Source organism: Mariniflexile fucanivorans (genome assembly GCF_004341235.1).
Taxonomy (GTDB): Bacteria; Bacteroidota; Bacteroidia; order Flavobacteriales; family Flavobacteriaceae; genus Mariniflexile; species Mariniflexile fucanivorans.
Window position 1 is genome coordinate 64,900 of the sequence record NZ_SLUP01000004.1, and the last position, 19,489, is coordinate 84,388.

The window sequence follows — 19,489 nt, forward strand, 5'->3', positions numbered from 1 at the left end:
TAACACCAACGTCTAACTGTTTAATAAACAAAGCTAATGCTAAATAAAAGCATCAAATTTTTAATAGAAAACAAACTCGTAGCAGTTCTGCTACTCGTCCTTTTTGTTGGATGGGGAACTGTAAACGCACCTTTTAATTGGGACACAGGATTTTTATCAAGCAACCCTGTAGCCGTAGATGCCATTCCAGATATTGGAGAAAACCAACAAATTGTATTCACAAAGTGGGATGGTCGTTCGCCACAAGATATAGAAGACCAAATTACGTATCCTTTAACGACTTCTTTACTTGGCATTCCAGGAGTGAAAACCATTCGTAGTTCTTCTATGTTTGGGTTTTCTAGTATCTATATCATTTTTGAAGAAGACATCGAATTTTACTGGAGTCGCAGTCGCATTTTAGAAAAACTCAATTCATTACCAAGTGGATTATTACCAGAAGGTGTTAATCCTGCATTGGGACCTGATGCCACAGGTTTAGGACAAATATTTTGGTACACGCTTGAAGGTCGAGATGAAAACGGAAATGTTACCGGTGGTTGGGATTTACACGAACTGCGTAGCATTCAAGATTACTATGTAAAATATGCTTTATCTACTGCAAGCGGTGTTTCTGAAGTAGCTTCCATTGGTGGTTATGTTCAGGAGTATCAAGTTGATGTCAATCCAGAGCTGATGCGTCAATATAACATTGGTTTAAACCAGATCGTAAAAGCGGTTAAAACTAGTAATCAAGATATTGGTGCGCAAACTTTAGAAATCAATCAAGCTGAATATTTAGTACGTGGTTTAGGTTATGTAAAATCTGTTGAAGATATTGAAAATGCTGTAATTACTTCAGAAGATTTTACTTCAATCAAGATTAAAGACATTGCTAAAGTATCATTAGGTCCAGCAACACGAAGAGGTTTATTAGATAAAGAAGGTGCAGAAGTTGTTGGAGGTGTTGTAGTGGCGCGGTATGGTGCTAATCCAATGGAAGTCATTAACAATGTAAAAGCTCAAATTGAGGAACTGAAAGGAGGATTGCCTTCAAAAGTATTGGCAAACGGCAGAACATCTCAATTAACAGTCGTTCCTTTCTATGATCGTACCGAACTTATTCAAGAAACATTAGACACACTAAACGAAGCATTAACACTAGAAATATTAATTACCATTTTGGTTATTATTGTTATGGTTTTCAATTTAAGGGCTTCTATTTTAATTTCTGGATTGTTGCCTGTCGCCGTATTAATGGTATTTGTTACCATGAAACTGTTTAACGTGGATGCCAATATTGTAGCACTTTCTGGTATTGCTATTGCCATTGGAACTATGGTAGATGTAGGCGTCATTCTCGCAGAGAATATGATTCGCCATCTCGATGATGAAAAATTACGGTTACGAGAAGATGGTACAGCGTTAACTACAAATGAAGTAGTTTATAATGCGACTGCCGAAGTTTCAGGAGCAATCTTAACAGCGGTATTAACCACCATTATCAGCTTTTTGCCTGTATTTACAATGATTGGTGCAGAAGGAAAATTGTTTAGACCACTTGCATTTACCAAAACGATGGCATTATCAGCATCTTTGGTTATTGCTTTATTTCTAATTCCACCATTTGCAGCATATTTATTCAGAAAAACATCACTTAAAAGTTCATTTAAATACATTATAAATGGTGCTTTAATAGTTTTTGGAATCGCAATTATGGTTATTGGATATTGGTTAGGGATTATTTTAATTGCTTTTGGTATTACAGGTTTACTTGGGGTTTTGGGTAAACTAAATAAGAGAAATAGCAATCTTGTAAATATTATTATTTCATGCACTGCCATTATATTTTTACTTGCCGAATATTGGAGACCATTAGGCTTTGACAGAAGTATTCTAGTTAACTTAATTTTTGTGGCTATTATTTGCTTCGGAATTTTAGGAATATTTTCAATTTTCAGAAGGTATTATGGACAAATTTTAAATTGGGCTTTAGCAAACAAGTTATTGTTTTTAATTATTCCAGCAACTGTGCTTGTTTCTGGAGGATGGATAATGAATAATACAGGAAAAGAATTTATGCCATCTTTAAACGAAGGCTCTTTTCTATTAATGCCAACCTCATTACCACATTCTGGTGTTGAAGAAAATAAACGTGTGCTTCAGCAATTAGATATGGCTGTAGCCACCATTCCAGAAGTTGAAACCGTAGTAGGAAAGTCTGGTAGAACAGAATCTGCATTAGACCCTGCGCCTTTATCCATGTATGAAAACATGATTCAGTATAAATCTGAATACATGCGTAATTCCAAAGGAAAAAGACAACGTTACAAAGTAAACGACGATGGTGCTTTTGAGTTGAAAGATGGAACCTTCATCGCCAATCCTAATAATTCGGAAAATGTTGTTTTTACAAACGTTGAACATACTCAACTTATCGAAGATGTTGATGGCGAATTCTATCGTAATTGGCGACCAGAAATTAATAGTCCTGATGATATTTGGAATGAAATCGTTAGAGTTACCAAATTACCTGGCGTTACTTCTGCACCAAAATTACAACCGATAGAAACTAGATTGGTAATGCTTCAAACAGGAATGCGTGCACCAATGGGAATAAAAGTAAAAGGACAAGATTTAAAACAAATTGAAGCGTTTGGGTTACAATTAGAAAGTCTTTTAAAACAAGCTGAAGGTGTAAAAGAGCAAGCTGTTTTTGCAGATAGAATTGTAGGGAAACCTTATTTACTTATTGATATTGATAGAGAAAAAATAGCACGTTATGGTGTGTCTATAGAAGATGTACAAAGTGTGCTGAAAGTAGCCATTGGTGGTATGGCTATAACGCAAACTGTTGAAGGAAGAGAGCGCTATGCTGTTCGAGTTAGATATCCTAGAGAGCTACGTGGTAATCCAGAAGATATAAAAGGAATTTATATTCCTGTTGAAAAAGGCAGCCCTGTTCCTTTAAGTGAATTAGCAACTATTAGATATGAACAAGGCCCGCAAGTCATTAAAAGTGAAGACACCTTTTTAGTAGGCTATGTGTTGTTTGATAAATTAGATGGGTTTGCAGAAGTTGATGTTGTTGAAAATGCGCAAGCTTTGTTTCAGCAGAAAATAGATTCAGGAGAATTAATTGTTCCAAAGGGCATCAGCTATAAATTTACAGGAACTTATGAAAATCAGTTACGAGCAGAAAAAACGCTTTCAGTCGTCGTTCCATTAGCACTTGCCATTATTTTCTTGATTTTGTACTTCCAATTTAAGTCTGTCTCTACTTCACTAATGGTTTTTACGGGAATAACAGTTGCATTTGCAGGTGGTTTTATTATGCTATGGCTGTACGGTCAAGATTGGTTTTTCAATTTCAGTTTGTTTGGAGAGAATATGCGAGACCTTTTCAATATGAAAACCATCAATTTAAGTGTAGCGGTTTGGGTAGGTTTCATAGCATTATTTGGTATTGCTACAGATGATGGAGTTGTTATGGCAACATACCTCACTCAAACATTTGAGCGTGAAAAACCTGCCGATAAAAAGAGTATTAGAACTTCCGCTTTGCAAGCAGCCGAAAAACGTATTCGTCCGTGTTTAATGACTACTGTAACTACCATTTTGGCGCTGTTACCAGTATTGACCTCTACAGGAAAAGGAAGTGATATTATGATACCTATGGCAATCCCCATATTTGGCGGAATGGTTATAGACATTACCTCTTACTTTATTGTACCAGTTTTATACAGCTGGAGAGAAGAGTTTAAATTGAAAAGAGCAAACAAATGAAAAGAATAATTTATACACTCATAGGTTTATTAGCTTTTAATGTTTCTAATGCACAAGAATTAGAAACACTTATTGATGAAGCATTAAATAACAATCCTGAAATTCAAAAGTTTGAATTACAGTATAGTATTGCTTCCGAAAAAGTGAATGAAGTAAATACATTACCTAATACCGAATTTGGTGTGGGTTACTTCGTAAGCGAACCAGAAACACGTACAGGAGCACAACGTTTTAAAGTCTCGGCTAAACAAATGTTACCGTGGTTTGGAACCATTACGTCGAGAGAAAATTATGTAAGTTCATTAGCAAATTCAAAATACGAAGATATTGTTATTGCAAAGCGAAAACTAATGGCTTCGGTATTACAAAGCTATTACAACATGTATGCTAACAAAGCAAAGCAAGATGTATTAGTTGAAAATATAAAATTATTAGAAACCTACGAAACATTGGCATTAACATCGGTTGAAGTTGGCAAAGCATCAGCAGTAGATGTATTGCGATTGCAAATGCGTCAAAACGAAATGCAACAATTAAAAGATGTTTTGAGTCAACAGTTTTTAGCAGAACAAACTAATTTTAATAACCTATTGAATAGGGGAAATAATATTGCGGTCAATTTGGTAGATAGTTTAATGATACCTTCTAAAGACTTTGATGTTACTATTGAAAATTTAGCATTGCATCCCGAACTGCTGAAATATGATAAACTCTATCAATCCATAGAACAATCAGAATTGTTAAATCAAAAAGAAAGCAGTCCAATGATTGGTTTTGGATTAGATTATATCAATGTTGCTGAAAGACCAAATATGGATTTTAGCGATAACGGAAAGGATATTGTAATGCCAATGGTTTCAGTTTCTATCCCAATTTTCAATAAGAAATATAAATCGCAAACCAAACAAAATGAGTTGCAACAGCAGGAAATTACTGCTCAAAAACAGGAACGTTTAAATTCATTGGAAACGCTTTTAGACAAGGCGATTAATGAACGCATTTCAGCTAGAATAAGTTATGCTACCCAAACCAAAAACCTAAAGCAAGCCAAAGATGCAGAAGATATTTTAATCAAAAGCTATGAAACAGGAACGATTGATTTTAATGATGTTTTGGATATTCAAGAGTTACAGCTAAAGTTTCAAATGAACCAAATAGAATCTGTGAAGACCTACTATGTGCAAAGTACATTCATTAATTATTTAACACAGCAATAATGAAACACACATATCATATACACGGAATGACCTGCAACGGTTGTCGCAGTCACGTTGAAGAAACGCTCTCTAAAATAGAAGGTGTTTTAAAAGCAACAGTCAATTTAGAAAAGGCAGAAGCTACTATCGAAATGGAATCACACATACCTATAGAAACTTTTGAAGAAGCCTTAGTAAAGGATGGTGGCAGCTATAGCATTCATAAACAAGGTAAGAAGCCCCGCCCGACCTCCCTAAAGGGGAGGAATCAAGGCGCAGAAAAGCGTTCGAGTAAGAAAAGCCCTCTTCGGGGGTTGGGGGCTTTCTATTGTCCTATGCATTGCGAAGGCGATAAGACCTACGGCAAACCAGGCGATTGTCCAGTTTGCGGAATGGATTTGGTGGAAGAACAAAATCTATCAGTAACTTCAAAAGAACAATGGACCTGTCCTATGCATCCAGAAATTGTCAAAGATGAAGCAGGTTCGTGTCCTATTTGTGGGATGGATTTAGTGCCAATGGAAGCAGATAGTTCAGCAGAAGAAAAAACCTATAAAAAACTATTAAAGAAATTTTGGATAGCATCTGTATTCACATTACCTATTTTCTTAATTGCTATGAGCGAAATGCTTAATAACAATCCATTGTATAATATAATGGAACAGAAAAATTGGAATTGGATTCAATTTGCACTATCCATTCCAGTTGTTTTTTATGCTACTTGGATGTTCTTTGAGCGTGCTTATAGAAGCATAAAAACGTGGAATCTCAATATGTTTACACTCATTGGAATCGGTGCAGGTGTGGCTTGGTTATTTAGTGTATTTGGGATGTTGTTTCCAGATGTATTTCCTGAACAATTTAAAACTGAATCAGGTGCAGTTCACGTCTATTTTGAAGCAGCAACAGTTATTCTAACGTTAGTGCTTTTAGGTCAGTTGTTAGAAGCTCGTGCGCATAGTAAAACCAATTCGGCAGTAAAAGAGTTACTAAAGTTAGCACCTAATAAAGCCATAAAAATAGTAGATGGTGAAGAAGTTGAAGTCAGTATTGACGAGATAGAACTTAATGATATTTTAAAAGTAAAACCAGGCGATAAAATTCCTGTGGATGGTGTGATAACTCAAGGCGAAACAACCATTGACGAATCTATGATTACAGGAGAACCTATTCCTGTAAACAAGGCTGAAAATGATAAAGTAAGTAGCGGAACAATTAATGGGAATAAAACCTTTTTAATGAAAGCTGAAAAAGTAGGAAGTGACACGCTTTTATCACAAATCATCCATATGGTTAATGATGCAAGCAGAAGTCGTGCACCAATTCAAAATTTAGCAGATAAAGTTTCAGGTTATTTTGTGCCAGTTGTAGTACTTATTTCTATTATCACATTTTTTGTATGGTCTATTTGGGGACCAGAACCAGTTTATGTGTATGCGTTTGTCAATGCAATTGCAGTACTAATCATTGCGTGTCCTTGTGCTTTAGGTTTAGCAACACCAATGTCTGTAATGGTTGGTGTGGGTAAAGGTGCTCAAAATGGTGTATTGATTAAAAATGCTGAAGCTCTTGAAAAAATGGATAAGGTAAATACGCTTATCGTTGACAAGACAGGAACAATTACCGAAGGAAAGCCAACAGTTGAAACCGTTGGTGCTTTTAACGATGCTTTAAGCGAAAAAGAAGTGCTACAGTATATCGTTTCACTAAACACAAATAGTGAGCATCCTTTGGCAGAAGCGACAGTTAAATATGGCAAAGAACACAACGCTGAAATTTTAAAGTCCGAAGATTTTAGTGCAGTCACAGGAAAAGGTGTTGAAGCGACCATAAAAGATAAAAAAGTAGCATTAGGTAATCCTAAGATGATGGAATATGCCAAAGCAGAAATTGCTTCTAAAATGAAAGACGAAGCTAAATCTTACCAAAAACAAGGCAAAACAGTTTCTTATTTGTCAATAGATGAAACCGTAGTTGGATATGTAGTTATAGGCGATAAGATAAAAGAAACAAGTGCTAAAGCCATTAAAGCACTTCAAGATAAAGGGATTGATGTAATAATGATAACAGGCGATAATCACGATACAGCACAAGCAGTAGCATCAGAACTAAATCTTGCAGATTTTAAAGCCAGTATGCTACCAGAAGACAAACTCAAAGAAGTAGAGAAACTACAAAAAAATGGAAAAGTAGTTGCTATGGCAGGTGATGGAATTAATGATGCACCAGCATTGGCTAAAAGCGATGTAGGTATTGCAATGGGAACAGGAACAGATGTAGCGATAGAAAGTGCAATGATAACGTTAGTAAAAGGCGATTTACACGGTATTGTAAAAGCAAAAAATTTAAGTAATGCTGTAATGAAGAATATTAAGCAAAACCTATTTTTTGCACTTATCTACAACACTTTAGGTGTGCCTATTGCAGCAGGTGTGTTGTTTCCATTCTTCGGAATACTACTCTCGCCAATGATAGCAGCTTTAGCAATGAGTTTTAGTTCGGTTTCGGTAATAGGTAACGCACTACGATTAAGAACAATTAAAGTATAACTATAAAATCAAATAATTATGAAAAATCCAAAAGAACACTCAAACAAAGGAAATTACAAAACCTTCTTTATTATGTTGGCTTGCTCATTTGTAGCAATGTACATAACGATGTATTTAAACACCTATTCCATAGACCACGTATGGTTTAGTTTAACACGATTCTATATGACGTGTTTAGGAATTTCAACAATGGCAGTAATAATGTGGTTTTTTATGCGAAAAATGTATAATGACAAAAAGAAGAATATCGCCATAATCGCGGGTAGTTTTATACTGTTTGTAGGTGCATTAGGGTTGGTAAGAACACAAGCACCAATTATTGGTGATGTACTTTGGATGAAAGCAATGATACCACATCATTCTATCGCTATTTTAACAAGTGAAAGAGCAGATATTCAAGACCCAGAAGTAAAGAAATTAGCAGAAGACATTATAAAAGCACAACGTAAAGAAATAGAAGAAATGAAAGCAATGATAAAACGATTAGAGAATGAAAAATAATAAAATAGTCATATATATTGGCATACTCGTAGTAGGTGTGTTATTGGGTTGGTTGCTTTTTGGTGGTTCATCAAAAGAAGGAACAGACCATAATCACGATGCGGTAGCAGCAACCAATCAAATGTGGACGTGTTCTATGCATCCACAAATTATGCAACCAGAACCAGGCGATTGTCCTATTTGTGGTATGGATTTAATTTCTGCGGAAAATGGAAGTGATGGTTTATTAGCAGACCAATTCAAATTGACCGAAAATGCGATGGCATTAGCTAATATTCAAACATCTATTGTTGGTAAAGGCAATGTTGAAGGCAATACTATCAAATTATCTGGTAAAATTGCTGAAAACGAAGAAGCCAATGCAGTACAGGTAAGTTATTTCGCTGGAAGAATTGAACGTTTGAATGTGAGTTTTACAGGTGAAGAAGTGCGTAAAGGTCAGCTTTTAGCAACAATCTATTCGCCAGAACTCTATGCAGCACAACAGGAACTGATTACAGCAGCCTCTTTAAAAGAATCACAACCTGCATTATACAAAGCAGTTCGAAACAAATTGAAATTATGGAAGCTCTCTGAAAATCAAATCAATCAGATTGAAGAAACAGGAAAAGTGAAAGAAAACTTTCCTGTTTATGCAACCGTTTCGGGTACTGTTACAGAAAAATTGGTAGAGCAAGGCGATTATATCAAACAAGGTCAACCCTTATTAAAAATAGCCAATCTTAACACAGTTTGGGGAAATTTTGATGTGTATGAAAATCAGATTGACCGCTTTAAAAAAGGACAGGAAGTAATGATAACTACTAATGCTTATCCTAATAAAGAGTTTAAAGGTAAAGTAGATTTCATTGACCCAGTTTTAAACACCAAAACAAGAACTGTAACCTTGCGTGTGGTACTAAATAATAAGGACGATGTATTTAAACCAGGAATGTTCGTAACCGCAAATATTGAAGGCAGTACAGCTAAAAATGACGACGTATTAACAATTCCTGCATCTTCTGTGTTATGGACAGGTGAACGTTCTGTGGTGTATCTTAAAACAAATCCAGACCAACCTATTTTTGAAATGCTTGAAATTAAATTAGGCAATCAAATTGGTAATGAATATGAAGTTTTAGAAGGCTTGTTTGTTGGAAATGAAATAGTGACTAACGGCACATTTACGGTTGATGCAGCAGCACAATTACAAGGCAAAAAGTCTATGATGAATAAAGATGGTGGTAAAATAATGACTGGACACGAAGGTCATTTAGGTATAGATAACAATGCATCTAACAAAGTAAATGACCACACTAATATGAATGAGCGTTTGGAGGTATCAGCGAAATTTCAAGAGCAGTTAAAAGCTGTTTTCAATGAGTATATCAATTTAAAAGATGCTTTAGTAAAAGAAGATTCCAAAAGTACTTCAGCAAACGCAACAACTTTGTTAAATAAATTGAACAAAGTAGATATGAAATTGTTGTCAGATAATAAGGCACATAACCATTGGATGTCATTAGCAGGTGACATAAAAGCATCTGCTACTTCAATTTCTAAAGCGTCATCAATAAAATCACAAAGAGACGATTTTAAACATTTGTCATCACATTTAATCAAGGTTCTACAGTTATTTGGTGTTAACGAAAAAGTGTATGTGCAGTTTTGTCCTATGGCAGATAATGACAAAGGCGCCTATTGGTTGAGTAAAGAAGAAAAAGTAATCAATCCATACTTTGGCAGCGCCATGCTTACCTGTGGTGAAGTGAAACAAGTAATCTAATAATAAATCAAGCAGTAACAATTAAATTTTAAACAATGAATTTTTCAAAGAAAAATCACGACCACAAAAACAAAAATGTAATCGACGTGAGTAAAAAAGTAATTTTAAGTGTAGCTGTAATAGCAGCATTAGGTTTAACAAGTTGTAAAAACGAAACCAAAAAAGAAACAGAAACCACAACTACTGAAATGTCAAAAGATATGGCAATGACAGACCTGTCTTTTGGTGTAAGAGGAAATTGCGGAATGTGTAAAAACACTATCGAAAAAGCAGCTAACGGTGTTGAAGGTGTTGCAAGTGCTAATTGGGATGTCGATAAAAAGAAGATTGATGTGTCTTTTGATGATACAAAAACCGATGCAATGGCAATCCATAAAGCAATCGCAGCTTCAGGTTATGATACTGAAAAAGTAGCAGGTGATGAAATAGCCTACAAAAACCTGCCTGATTGCTGTCAATACGACCACGAAATGATGATGAATCATAAATGAAGGAAGTGAATGGGAATAACATTAAAAGATGAAAAAAAATTGATGTAGTCCCTATTGTTGTCCCCCTAAAAACAAAAAACCCTGTAAACATTTAAGTTTCGGGATTTTTCGTGGTGCCCTACCAGTACCAACAAACTCAACAACAACCAGAGCGTTTTTATAATAAAGTAGATAACCAGTTGAAGTTAAACCGAAGATTATTGAAAAATTTCAACAGGGCAGGAAAAACAATGGTCAGGACTGAACAACTCTTTGCAGAAGGGTTTAACCCTAATTTTATTTTCTCATTATTGGAAAAACACAAGGGGCGATGTTTATCTGTTCGTGTTCGAATACGGCTTTACAAAAAGAACAGAGAATAATAGTAAAAAGTACGTATTGATTCAATGGCAGGATTATATGGAAAAATAGTTTTTTGTTATACTAAAATCGCCTAATTTCAACCAAAATTATTACTAACAAAAGTGAACATAAAACGGAACACGTTTTGGAACACGATTTTCAAAAATAACATCGGGAAGCCTAGTATTTACATTGAGAAAACTCTCAGCTTTGAGATTATAACCTGAAGTTTTTTTTCAAGTTTGGGTTTCATTTTCTTGGAGGAACCGTTCCCTTACCTTGTAACCTTTGGATACAGTGGGTTCAAATTCGACTGATATGACATGATTTATTGATAATAATTTCAATATCTTCTTTCAAAAAGTTCGAATTCTGTCCTCTTGAGGTCACTAATAAAATCAAAGCTTCCAAGAGATTGGAGGCTTTTTTGTTTTTATCATATTCACACTTTTTTAGAATTAATGAGGGTAGTGCGGTCAATGTGAGCCACCTTTAGCCAATAAGTTAGTGGTCTAGATCCTTAAATAGAGCTTTTTAATTAATATATAGTATTTTTATTTTTGGTTTTACCCAATAAAAAAACACCTATGAAATTTATTGATTTCATAGGTGTTTTTTTATTCAAACAATTTGAAGAATTGAGGAAAAAGAATATCCTTAATCATGAACTTTTAAAGTCCTATAGCCATAAAAAGCAATAAAACAGAAACATATAAAAGGTAAAATAAATGAAAAATTAACACCTGAGAAAGGGCCTATTTTTTCCATATCAATTAAAGTACCTTGTAAAATAGGCATTAATGCACCTCCTACAATGGCCATAACCAAACCAGCAGCACCTAGTGCGGTATCTTCTTCAGGTAAACCGTGAAGTGCAATCCCGTAAATAGTTGGAAACATTAAAGACATAAATGCAGAGGTTGCAACTAATAAATACAAACCAACAATACCTTCAATTAAAATAACTCCGGAAATTGTTGCCATAGCACAAAGAGCAAAAATCATAAGTAGCTTTCTTGAATTCACGTATTTCATTAAAAAAGTGCTGATAAAACGACTTAATAAGAAAATAGACATGGCCACAATATTATAGTTTTGGGCTTCAGCCTTTGCAATTCCTAAATTACCGGCATATTGAATGATAAATGTCCAACACATAATTTGAGCAGCAACGTAAAATAATTGCGCTAAAACACCTTCTTTGTATTTTCCATTGCTGAATAATCTTTTAAATGAAGACGCAGCACTTGTTTGATTGTCGTTCTTCACTCTCTTTGGCATTTTTGTAACCGAAATAATAACCAACATAGCAATAACAACAAAACCAAGAATAACATAGGGATTTCTTATAATTTCTAAATCATGTGTTCTAATTACAGCCTTTTTTGCTTCATCTAAAGTGTTGAATATAAGTTCGCCAGCTTCATTCCTTTTATCAGAATCCAAAGCAACCAATATGAATTTTGAAGCTACAAACATCCCTAATAAAGAACCAATTGGGTTAAAGGCTTGAGCTAAATTTAAACGTCTGGTGGCAGTACGTTCATCTCCCATCATAAGTATAAATGGGTTTGCGGTAGTTTCAAGAAAAGCTAATCCAAAGGTTAATATATATAGAGAAACTAAAAAATAGCCAAATACTTCAAATTTAGCAGCTGGATAAAACAATAAAGCTCCTGTGGCGTAAAGCACTAATCCCAAAAGAATACCACTTTTATAACTGTATTTTCTAACAAAAAGCGCCGCAGGAATCGCCATAGTTGCATAGCCTCCGTAAAATGCAAATTGAACTAAAGCGGCTTTGGCTGTCGAAATTTCCATAACAGTGCCAAAGGCAGCTACCATAGGGTTTGTGATATCGTTAGCAAACCCCCAAAGTGAAAACAAGGATGTTATTATGATGAAGGGAATTAAAACTTCCTTGGAAACTACAGGTATTTTTTCTGAATTATTCATTGGTTTATTAGTGTTGGTATGTGTTAAAAAAAAGCACCATTCAATTTAATGTTTTAAATGAACGGTGCTTAGCTACTTTAGTATTAATTTTTATCTGTATTGAGCATAGATAACTTTGGTTTGAAGGTATTCTTCCATACCATGTTTTCCATCGGCACCACCTACACCAGATTTTTTCCATCCGGCATGGAAACCTTGAATAGCTTCAAAGTGCTCTCTGTTAACGTATGTTTCACCAAATTCTAATTGATCGCAAGCATGCATGACTTTATTGAAATTTTCAGAGAATATAGAAGATGTTAACCCAAATTCACAATCATTAGCTAAAGCAATAGCTTCGTCTAAGGTTCCAAATTTCATTACTGGTAATACAGGTCCAAAAACTTCTTCTTGTATAATTTGCATGTTTTGTGTTACATTGGTTAACAATGTAGGTTGGTAAAAATAACCTTTGTCAAATTGACTAGATCTTGTGCCCCCAACAACAACTTCAGCGCCTTCTTTTTTAGCATATTCAACCATTTCAGCTACTTTGTCAACTTGGTCTTTAGAAACCATACTACTCATATCTGGGTTATTATCTGAAAACGCATCTTCAACTTTTACTTCAGACATTTTCTTGGTAACTTTTTCCATGAATTGGTCGTAAATAGAATCTTCAACGTAAACACGCTCAGCACAGTTACAAACTTGTCCGCTAAAAATTACTCTAGAAGAAACAACAGCATTTACGGCTAAATCTAAGTTTGCATCAGCACAAACAATTGCTGGTGCTTTTCCGCCTAATTCTAAAGACACTTTTGTAATGTTTTCAGAGGCAGCTTGCATAACTAATTGACCTGCGCCTACGCTTCCTGTTAAGCTAATAATACCTGTAATTGGGCTTTTAGAAAGTGCATTTCCAACAATACTACCTTTACCACAAACAAAGTTTAATACACCAGCAGGAACGCCAATTTTTTCAATTAATTTTGCAAATTGCATAACTGTATTGGGAGCCACAGAACTTGGGTTGATAATACATGTATTTCCTGTTACTAAAGATGGTGCAATTTTACGCGCCATTACAAAGAAAGGGAAATTCCAAGGTAAAATACCAACGGCTACACCTATGGGTGCTTTATGCAAAAAGATATGCTCTTTTTTTCGGTCACTTTGAATAATTTCACCTTCAATACGTCTTGCCCAACCTGCGTTATAGTCAAAATAATCGGCGGTAACATCAATTTCAACTTGAGCTAATCCTATAACTTTGGCTTGTTCCGAAGCTAAAGTTTTAGCTAAAGAAATTCTGTTTTCACGAATAACATCGGCCATTTTATGCAAATAACCAGCTCTTTCTATGGCTGTTAATGATTTCCAAGCATGTTGAGAAGCTTGTGCGGCATCCAACGCTAATTCTGCGTCTTTAACACTTCCAACTGGCATTAAAGATAAAACCTCTTCGGTGCAAGGGTTTAAAATCTCAATAACATCTGTTGAAGTCGATTTTATAAATTTTCCGTTTATGAACTGATCAAATTCTTTCATCCTTATTTAGTTTTTAAGTTTAGTTAATTTTAAGTTTTTTTTGAAATTGAAATAACAAGATGGTTAAATTACGTGATTTTTTATTCAAAATAAAAAACTCTACCTAAAAAAACTTTAAATTATTTAATTATACCTGAGAAAACAAATCTATTCAATAATACTAGTGAAATCTTTATCTGTAATAATCAAAAAAATGTATAATTTAAACATTGCTATGTATTATTTGTGTTGTTTTAGTTCGTCAATAAAGGGTTAATATGCTTGTTGTTAGTTAATTGTTGAATTTTTGAAGTAGATCATTGTAAAAACAATATTAAGTGTATTTACCAGATTTATAAACCGCTGGTGTTAACCCGGTGACCGATTTAAACACTCTGGAAAAATGGTAACGGTCTGAAAACCCTAAACTAAATGCAACAGTTTCTATGGATTTGCTGGTGTGTTCAAATAATTCGCAAGATTTGGCAATTTTTCTATTTTGAATGAAATTGTGAAGTGTAATATTCATTTCTTCCTTAAACAAACGAGCAAATGAATTTGGTGCCATATTTACCAACGAAGACATTTCTGTATTGCTCAATTTCTGGCTAATATGAACTTCCGCGTAGCGAATCACTTTTAAAACACGTTCGTCTATATTAATTGCTTTCCATAATTCTGGACCAATATTAGTAAGTGCTTCTTTAATAAAGGCTTGCAGTTTGAGGTTAAAAGTTAACTTGAAGTCTTTATTTTCAATTTTTAATCTTTCAGTTAGATACTCCAGTCGTTCTCTTAAATAATCTGTCAATTCAATTTTCAAAATTCCCGGATACACATTGTCAAAAGGAACACCTAAATTAAAATGTATGAAGAAATGAATTAAATATTTGTCGTTATAATCATTTTCATTGAAATGGCTTGTGAGGTGTTTTCCAGAAACATGGATACCTTCATTATAAATATGGTTTTTTTTGTAATGAGATGAAAAAGATGTAAACGGAGGAATAATATATATATGGTTGGGGTCCATTTCAAAAATTTGTTCTTGATGAATTAATTGCCCGCCAGAATTTTTATTCCAATATAAACGCCAAAATGGAAAAACCATATCGTGGCAATCCCATAAATTCAATAGCCAATATCTGCAACATAACAACTTCAGTTTAAGGTCGATAAAGTTTTGTTTGTTGGCGGAAGGGTCGCCTAAGTCAGCATTTTTAACAAACTTCATAATGTAGCAATGTTTGAATTAGATACAAAAATACGGATTTTAAATATTTATAATAGCGAAGTGTTTGAGTATTTTTGTTGTAACAATTTTATATAAAATTTTTATGAAAACTTTAAAACTTCCAAAACAAGTAGAAGCAGAATTAGTAAAAGTATCCAAAGTTGCTGGTTATTTATGGCAACGCGAATGGGCCGAAAGAAATGCGGGCAATATATCAATGAATTTAACCTCTTTCTTTAAAAAAGAAGAAGTTCAAGGTATTGGTAAAGAAGTACCTTTTGAGTTTCCTAAGGGAGCAGCTGGTTTTGTGATATATATTACTGGAACAGGTTGTTATTTAAGAGATTTAGTTGATAAATTAGAAGAAGCTTCGTGCATTCTTTATATTAATGAAGATGCTACGGCGTATTCAATTATTTGGGGCGGAAAACGTGAGAACTTTGGGCCAACTTGCGAGTTAATTTCACATTCAAGTATACACTTATTCAATTCAATAAATCATCCAGAAAATTTAGCGGTTGTACATACGCATCCAATTGAATTGATTTGTATGAGCCATCACGATTTATTTAATGATGAAGAAGAATTAAACCGTCAATTATGGATGATGTGTCCAGAGGTTAGAGTATTCGTTCCTAAAGGTGTTCATTGTACGCCATATGCACTTTCTAGTACGGCTGAATTGGCAAAAGTTACTATCGAAGCTTTTAAAACAAGAAATGTTTCGCTTTGGGAAAAACATGGCGCAACGGCGACAGCTCCAGATGTTGAAAAAGCATGGGACTTCTTAGATGTAGCAAACAAAGGCGCTAAATTATTGTTAACATGTTGGGCAGCTGGTTTTAAACCTGCAGGATTATCCAATGAGCAATTAACGGAATTAGAGCAATTTACATAATATAAAAAAGCATTATAAACTATGAGTAGATTAATAGGTAGATTACCAAAAGTAGGTATTCGTCCAGTAATTGATGGACGTGAACTAGGAGTTAGAGAGTCTTTAGAGGTTCAATGTATGGACATGGCTAAAGCGGCAGCTAAACTTATTGAAGAAACATTGCGTTTTCCAAGTGGTGAAAAAGTAGAATGTGTTATTGCAGATACTACAATTGGTGGTGTTGCAGATGCAGCAGCTTGCGCCGATAAATTTAAAAGGGAAGGTGTTGAAGTATCGTTAACAGTAACACCATGTTGGTGCTATGGAACTGAAGTTATGGATACCGATCCATTAACACCTAAAGCAGTTTGGGGTTTCAACGGAACAGAACGCCCAGGAGCTGTATATTTAGCAGCAGCATTGGCAGGGTATTCCCAAAAAGGATTGCCAGCTTTCGGAATTTATGGTAAAGAAGTTCAAGATGGTGGTGATCAAACCATTCCAGAAGATGTTTCAGAAAAAATATTACGTTTCGTAAAAGCGGCTCTAGCAGTAGCTCAAATGAACGGTAAATCATATTTATCAATAGGTTACAGTTCTATGGGTATTGCAGGTTCTATGGTCGATGTAAACTTTTTACAAGATTATTTAGGCGTTAGAGCAGAATTTGTAGAGTCTGTTGAGCTTTTAAGACGTATTGATAATGGTATTTATGACCAAGACGAATACAAAAAAGCATTAGCTTGGACTAAAGAAAACTGTAAAGAAGGAAAAGATTATAATACACCTGAAACTCAAAAATCAGCAGAACAAAAAGATGCCGAATGGGAAAAAGTTGTAAAAATGACTTTAATTTGTAAAGACTTAATGAACGGAAATCCTAAATTGAAAGAGATGGGATTTGGTGAAGAGTCTAAAGGTAGAAATGCTATTATGGGTGGTTTCCAAGGACAACGTCAATGGACCGATTACCAACCAAACGCCGATTTTACAGAATCAATATTAAACTCATCTTTCGATTGGAATGGTATTCGTCAAGCCTATACATTTGCAACAGAAAACGATTGCTTAAACGCTATTTCTATGTTGTTTGGTCACTTGTTAACAGGTAAAGCACAATTGTTCTCAGATGTACGCACGTATTGGAGTCCAGAATCTGTGGAACGTGTAACTGGAAAAAAACTTTCTGGTATTGCCGAAAACGGTATCATTCACTTAATAAATTCTGGTTCTACAACTTTAGATGCAACGGCACAACAATCGGATGCCGATGGTAATCCAACCATGAAACCTTTCTGGGAAATTACCGAAGAAGAAGTTAAAAAATGTTTAGATAATACAAAATGGCCAGCCGCTATTTTTGAATATTTCAGAGGTGGTGGATTCTCATCTCAGTTCAAAACTAAAGGTTCTATGCCAATTACCATGTGTAGAGTAAACTTAGTAAAAGGTATTGGTCCAGTTTTACAACTTGTTGAAGGATGGAGTGTTGAATTACCAGAAGATGTACACTACGTTTTAGATGAAAGAACCAATCCAACATGGCCAACAACTTGGTTTGTGCCAAGAACAACGGGAACAGGTTTCTTTAAAGATGTTTATACCGTAATGGCTAAATGGGGTGCCAACCATGGCGCTATTTCCCACGGTCATATTGGTGCCGATTTAATTTCTCTAGCAGCTATGTTACGTATTCCAGTGAATATGCACAATGTGGAAGAGAGTGATGTGTTTAGACCTAGCGCATGGTCTGCTTTTGGTGAAAACCTTGAAGGAGCAGATTACAGAGCTTGTGAAAACTACGGCCCTTTATACGGATTCAAAAAGTAAATACTATATGTTTTAAATTGAGTTAGGTTATTTGGTTTAGTTAGTTTAAGTAATTTGTTTTTATACCATACTCTTTTTAAAGCTATGAATAAGTTTTCTCCTTTTAATTGTCTAGTACAATTAAAAGGGAGGCTTCTTCATATCTAAATCTTCAATAAAATGAAAAAAGTAATAGCAATTATAGACATTGGTAAAACAAATAAAAAGCTGTTTTTATTTGACGAAAACTACCATGTAGTTTCTCAAAATTCCATTCAATTTGATGAGATAGTTGATGAAGATGGGTTTCCTTGTGACGATATTGAATCTATTGAAAAATGGATTTTAAGTGAAATTAAGAAAATACAAGACAAAGGCGATTTTAAAATAAAAGCGTTAAATTTTTCTACACATGGGGCATCATTAATTTATCTTAATGAAAAAGGACAGCGTATTGCTCCGTTATATAATTATTTAAAACCTTTGGATTTAAGCGATTTTGAAGATTTTTATAAGTCTAATGGTGGCGTTGAAGAGTTTTCAAGAAAAACGGCATCTCCTGCTTATGGTATGCTAAATACTGGTATTCAGATGCTTAGGTTAAGAAAATATAAACCTGAAATTTGGAAAAACGTAAAAACTATTTTGCATTATCCACAGTATTTAAGTTTTCTTTTTACAAAAAAAATAACGGCCGATTTTACTTCGGTTGGTGCGCATACAGCGACTTGGGATTTTGATAATATGAAATACCATAAATGGTTAAAAGATGAAGATATTACTTTACCTGAACCATGTAAAGGGAATGAAGCCATTATAACAGATATTAATGGCGAACAAATTGCTGTAGGTTCTGGTTTGCACGATAGTTCTTCATCCATTATTCCCATTTTAGAAAACGATAAAGGAAAAGATTTTGTATTACTATCCACCGGAACATGGATTATTACAATGAATCCTTTTAGTGCAGAAACCTTAACACAACACCAGTTAAAAAATAATTGCTTGTGTTTTATGACGCCTGAAAAACAGCAAGTAAAATCATCTATGCAATTTTTGGGTAGAATCCATGAAGTGTATTTAAAAGCATTAAGTGATCATTTTAAGGTTGATGTTAACACACATTTAGACTTAGTTTTAAATAATACGCTTTGTAAAGAATTATTAGATACGAGTACACGTGTGTTTTTATCGGAAGGGATTGATACAGACTTTGAAGCACACCCTGAATTACTACAAAAATTCACTTCTTATGAAACTGCATATTATCAATTAATATATGAAATAAGCAAAAAAGTAATTTCAGGAATCAATTTAATTTCAGATAAAAATGTGAACATATCTAATGTTTATATCTCTGGAGGGTTTAATAGAAATGAAGTTTTTATTGAATTTTTAAAACTATTAAAACCAAATATCACCATTAAAATTTCAGATTGCAAAAATGAAAGCGCTTTAGGGGCTGCTTTATTAATGAAAGATTATTTAAAATAAA

The 19,489-nt window shown here is 34.3% G+C and carries 12 protein-coding genes; 9 read left to right on the plus strand and 3 right to left on the minus strand.

The features are described from left to right. Window positions 1-36 precede the first annotated feature (36 nt). From EV196_RS09510 to EV196_RS09535, 6 genes are read left to right on the plus strand one after another with little or no spacing between them, the layout of a single operon-like run. Entirely contained in the window at window positions 37-3,765 is a 3,729-nt protein-coding gene (locus EV196_RS09510) for an efflux RND transporter permease subunit (RefSeq protein WP_132217522.1), read from the plus strand. Further along, a complete protein-coding gene (locus EV196_RS09515) occupies window positions 3,762-4,982 on the plus strand; it encodes a TolC family protein (protein ID WP_132217523.1) in 1,221 nt (406 codons plus the stop codon). The genes EV196_RS09510 and EV196_RS09515 overlap by 4 nt, the downstream gene beginning before the upstream one ends. Continuing rightward, window positions 4,982-7,510, plus strand: a complete 2,529-nt coding sequence (locus tag EV196_RS09520) for a heavy metal translocating P-type ATPase (RefSeq protein ID WP_132217524.1) — start codon at window positions 4,982-4,984, stop codon at window positions 7,508-7,510. Before EV196_RS09515 ends, EV196_RS09520 begins: the two co-directional genes overlap by 1 nt. Window positions 7,511-7,528: 18 nt before the next feature. After that, window positions 7,529-8,011 (plus strand): DUF305 domain-containing protein, encoded by a 483-nt coding sequence (locus EV196_RS09525; RefSeq protein WP_132217525.1) that lies wholly within the window; start codon window positions 7,529-7,531, stop codon window positions 8,009-8,011. Then, the gene (locus EV196_RS09530; protein ID WP_132217526.1) at window positions 8,001-9,776 is read left to right on the plus strand and encodes an efflux RND transporter periplasmic adaptor subunit; all 1,776 of its coding nucleotides are present in this window, start codon (window positions 8,001-8,003) and stop codon (window positions 9,774-9,776) included. The genes EV196_RS09525 and EV196_RS09530 overlap by 11 nt, the downstream gene beginning before the upstream one ends. 35 nt (window positions 9,777-9,811) lie before the next feature. Beyond that, window positions 9,812-10,267 carry a heavy-metal-associated domain-containing protein gene (locus EV196_RS09535; RefSeq protein WP_132217527.1) on the plus strand — a complete coding sequence of 152 codons (456 nt, stop codon included), beginning with the start codon at window positions 9,812-9,814 and terminating at the stop codon, window positions 10,265-10,267. A gap of 999 nt (window positions 10,268-11,266) precedes the next feature. Here the strand turns inward: EV196_RS09535 and fucP are convergent. The 3 genes from fucP to EV196_RS09555 all read right to left on the minus strand — a co-directional run bounded on the left by fucP (window position 11,267) and on the right by EV196_RS09555 (window position 15,308). Then, window positions 11,267-12,565: an L-fucose:H+ symporter permease gene (gene fucP / locus EV196_RS09545; protein ID WP_132217528.1), complete on the minus strand. Its 1,299-nt coding sequence runs from the start codon at window positions 12,563-12,565 to the stop codon at window positions 11,267-11,269. 90 nt (window positions 12,566-12,655) lie between these two features. Further along, window positions 12,656-14,095 carry an aldehyde dehydrogenase gene (gene aldA, locus EV196_RS09550; RefSeq protein WP_132217529.1) on the minus strand — a complete coding sequence of 480 codons (1,440 nt, stop codon included), beginning with the start codon at window positions 14,093-14,095 and terminating at the stop codon, window positions 12,656-12,658. Between the two features lie 313 nt (window positions 14,096-14,408). Continuing rightward, window positions 14,409-15,308: an AraC family transcriptional regulator gene (locus EV196_RS09555; RefSeq protein WP_132217530.1), complete on the minus strand. Its 900-nt coding sequence runs from the start codon at window positions 15,306-15,308 to the stop codon at window positions 14,409-14,411. Window positions 15,309-15,411: 103 nt separating this feature from the next. On the opposite strand from EV196_RS09555, the gene rhaD reads away from it, so the two are divergent. From rhaD to EV196_RS09570, 3 genes are all read left to right on the plus strand, one after another. Beyond that, entirely contained in the window at window positions 15,412-16,206 is a 795-nt protein-coding gene (rhaD, locus tag EV196_RS09560; protein WP_132217531.1) for a rhamnulose-1-phosphate aldolase, read from the plus strand. A gap of 21 nt (window positions 16,207-16,227) precedes the next feature. Next, window positions 16,228-18,015, plus strand: coding sequence for an L-fucose isomerase (locus EV196_RS09565; protein WP_132217532.1), 1,788 nt, complete (start codon window positions 16,228-16,230; stop codon window positions 18,013-18,015). Between the two features lie 159 nt (window positions 18,016-18,174). Beyond that, on the plus strand, window positions 18,175-19,488 hold the full coding sequence (locus EV196_RS09570; protein ID WP_132217533.1) for an FGGY family carbohydrate kinase: 1,314 nt from the start codon (window positions 18,175-18,177) through the stop codon (window positions 19,486-19,488). Window position 19,489 lies beyond the last annotated feature (1 nt).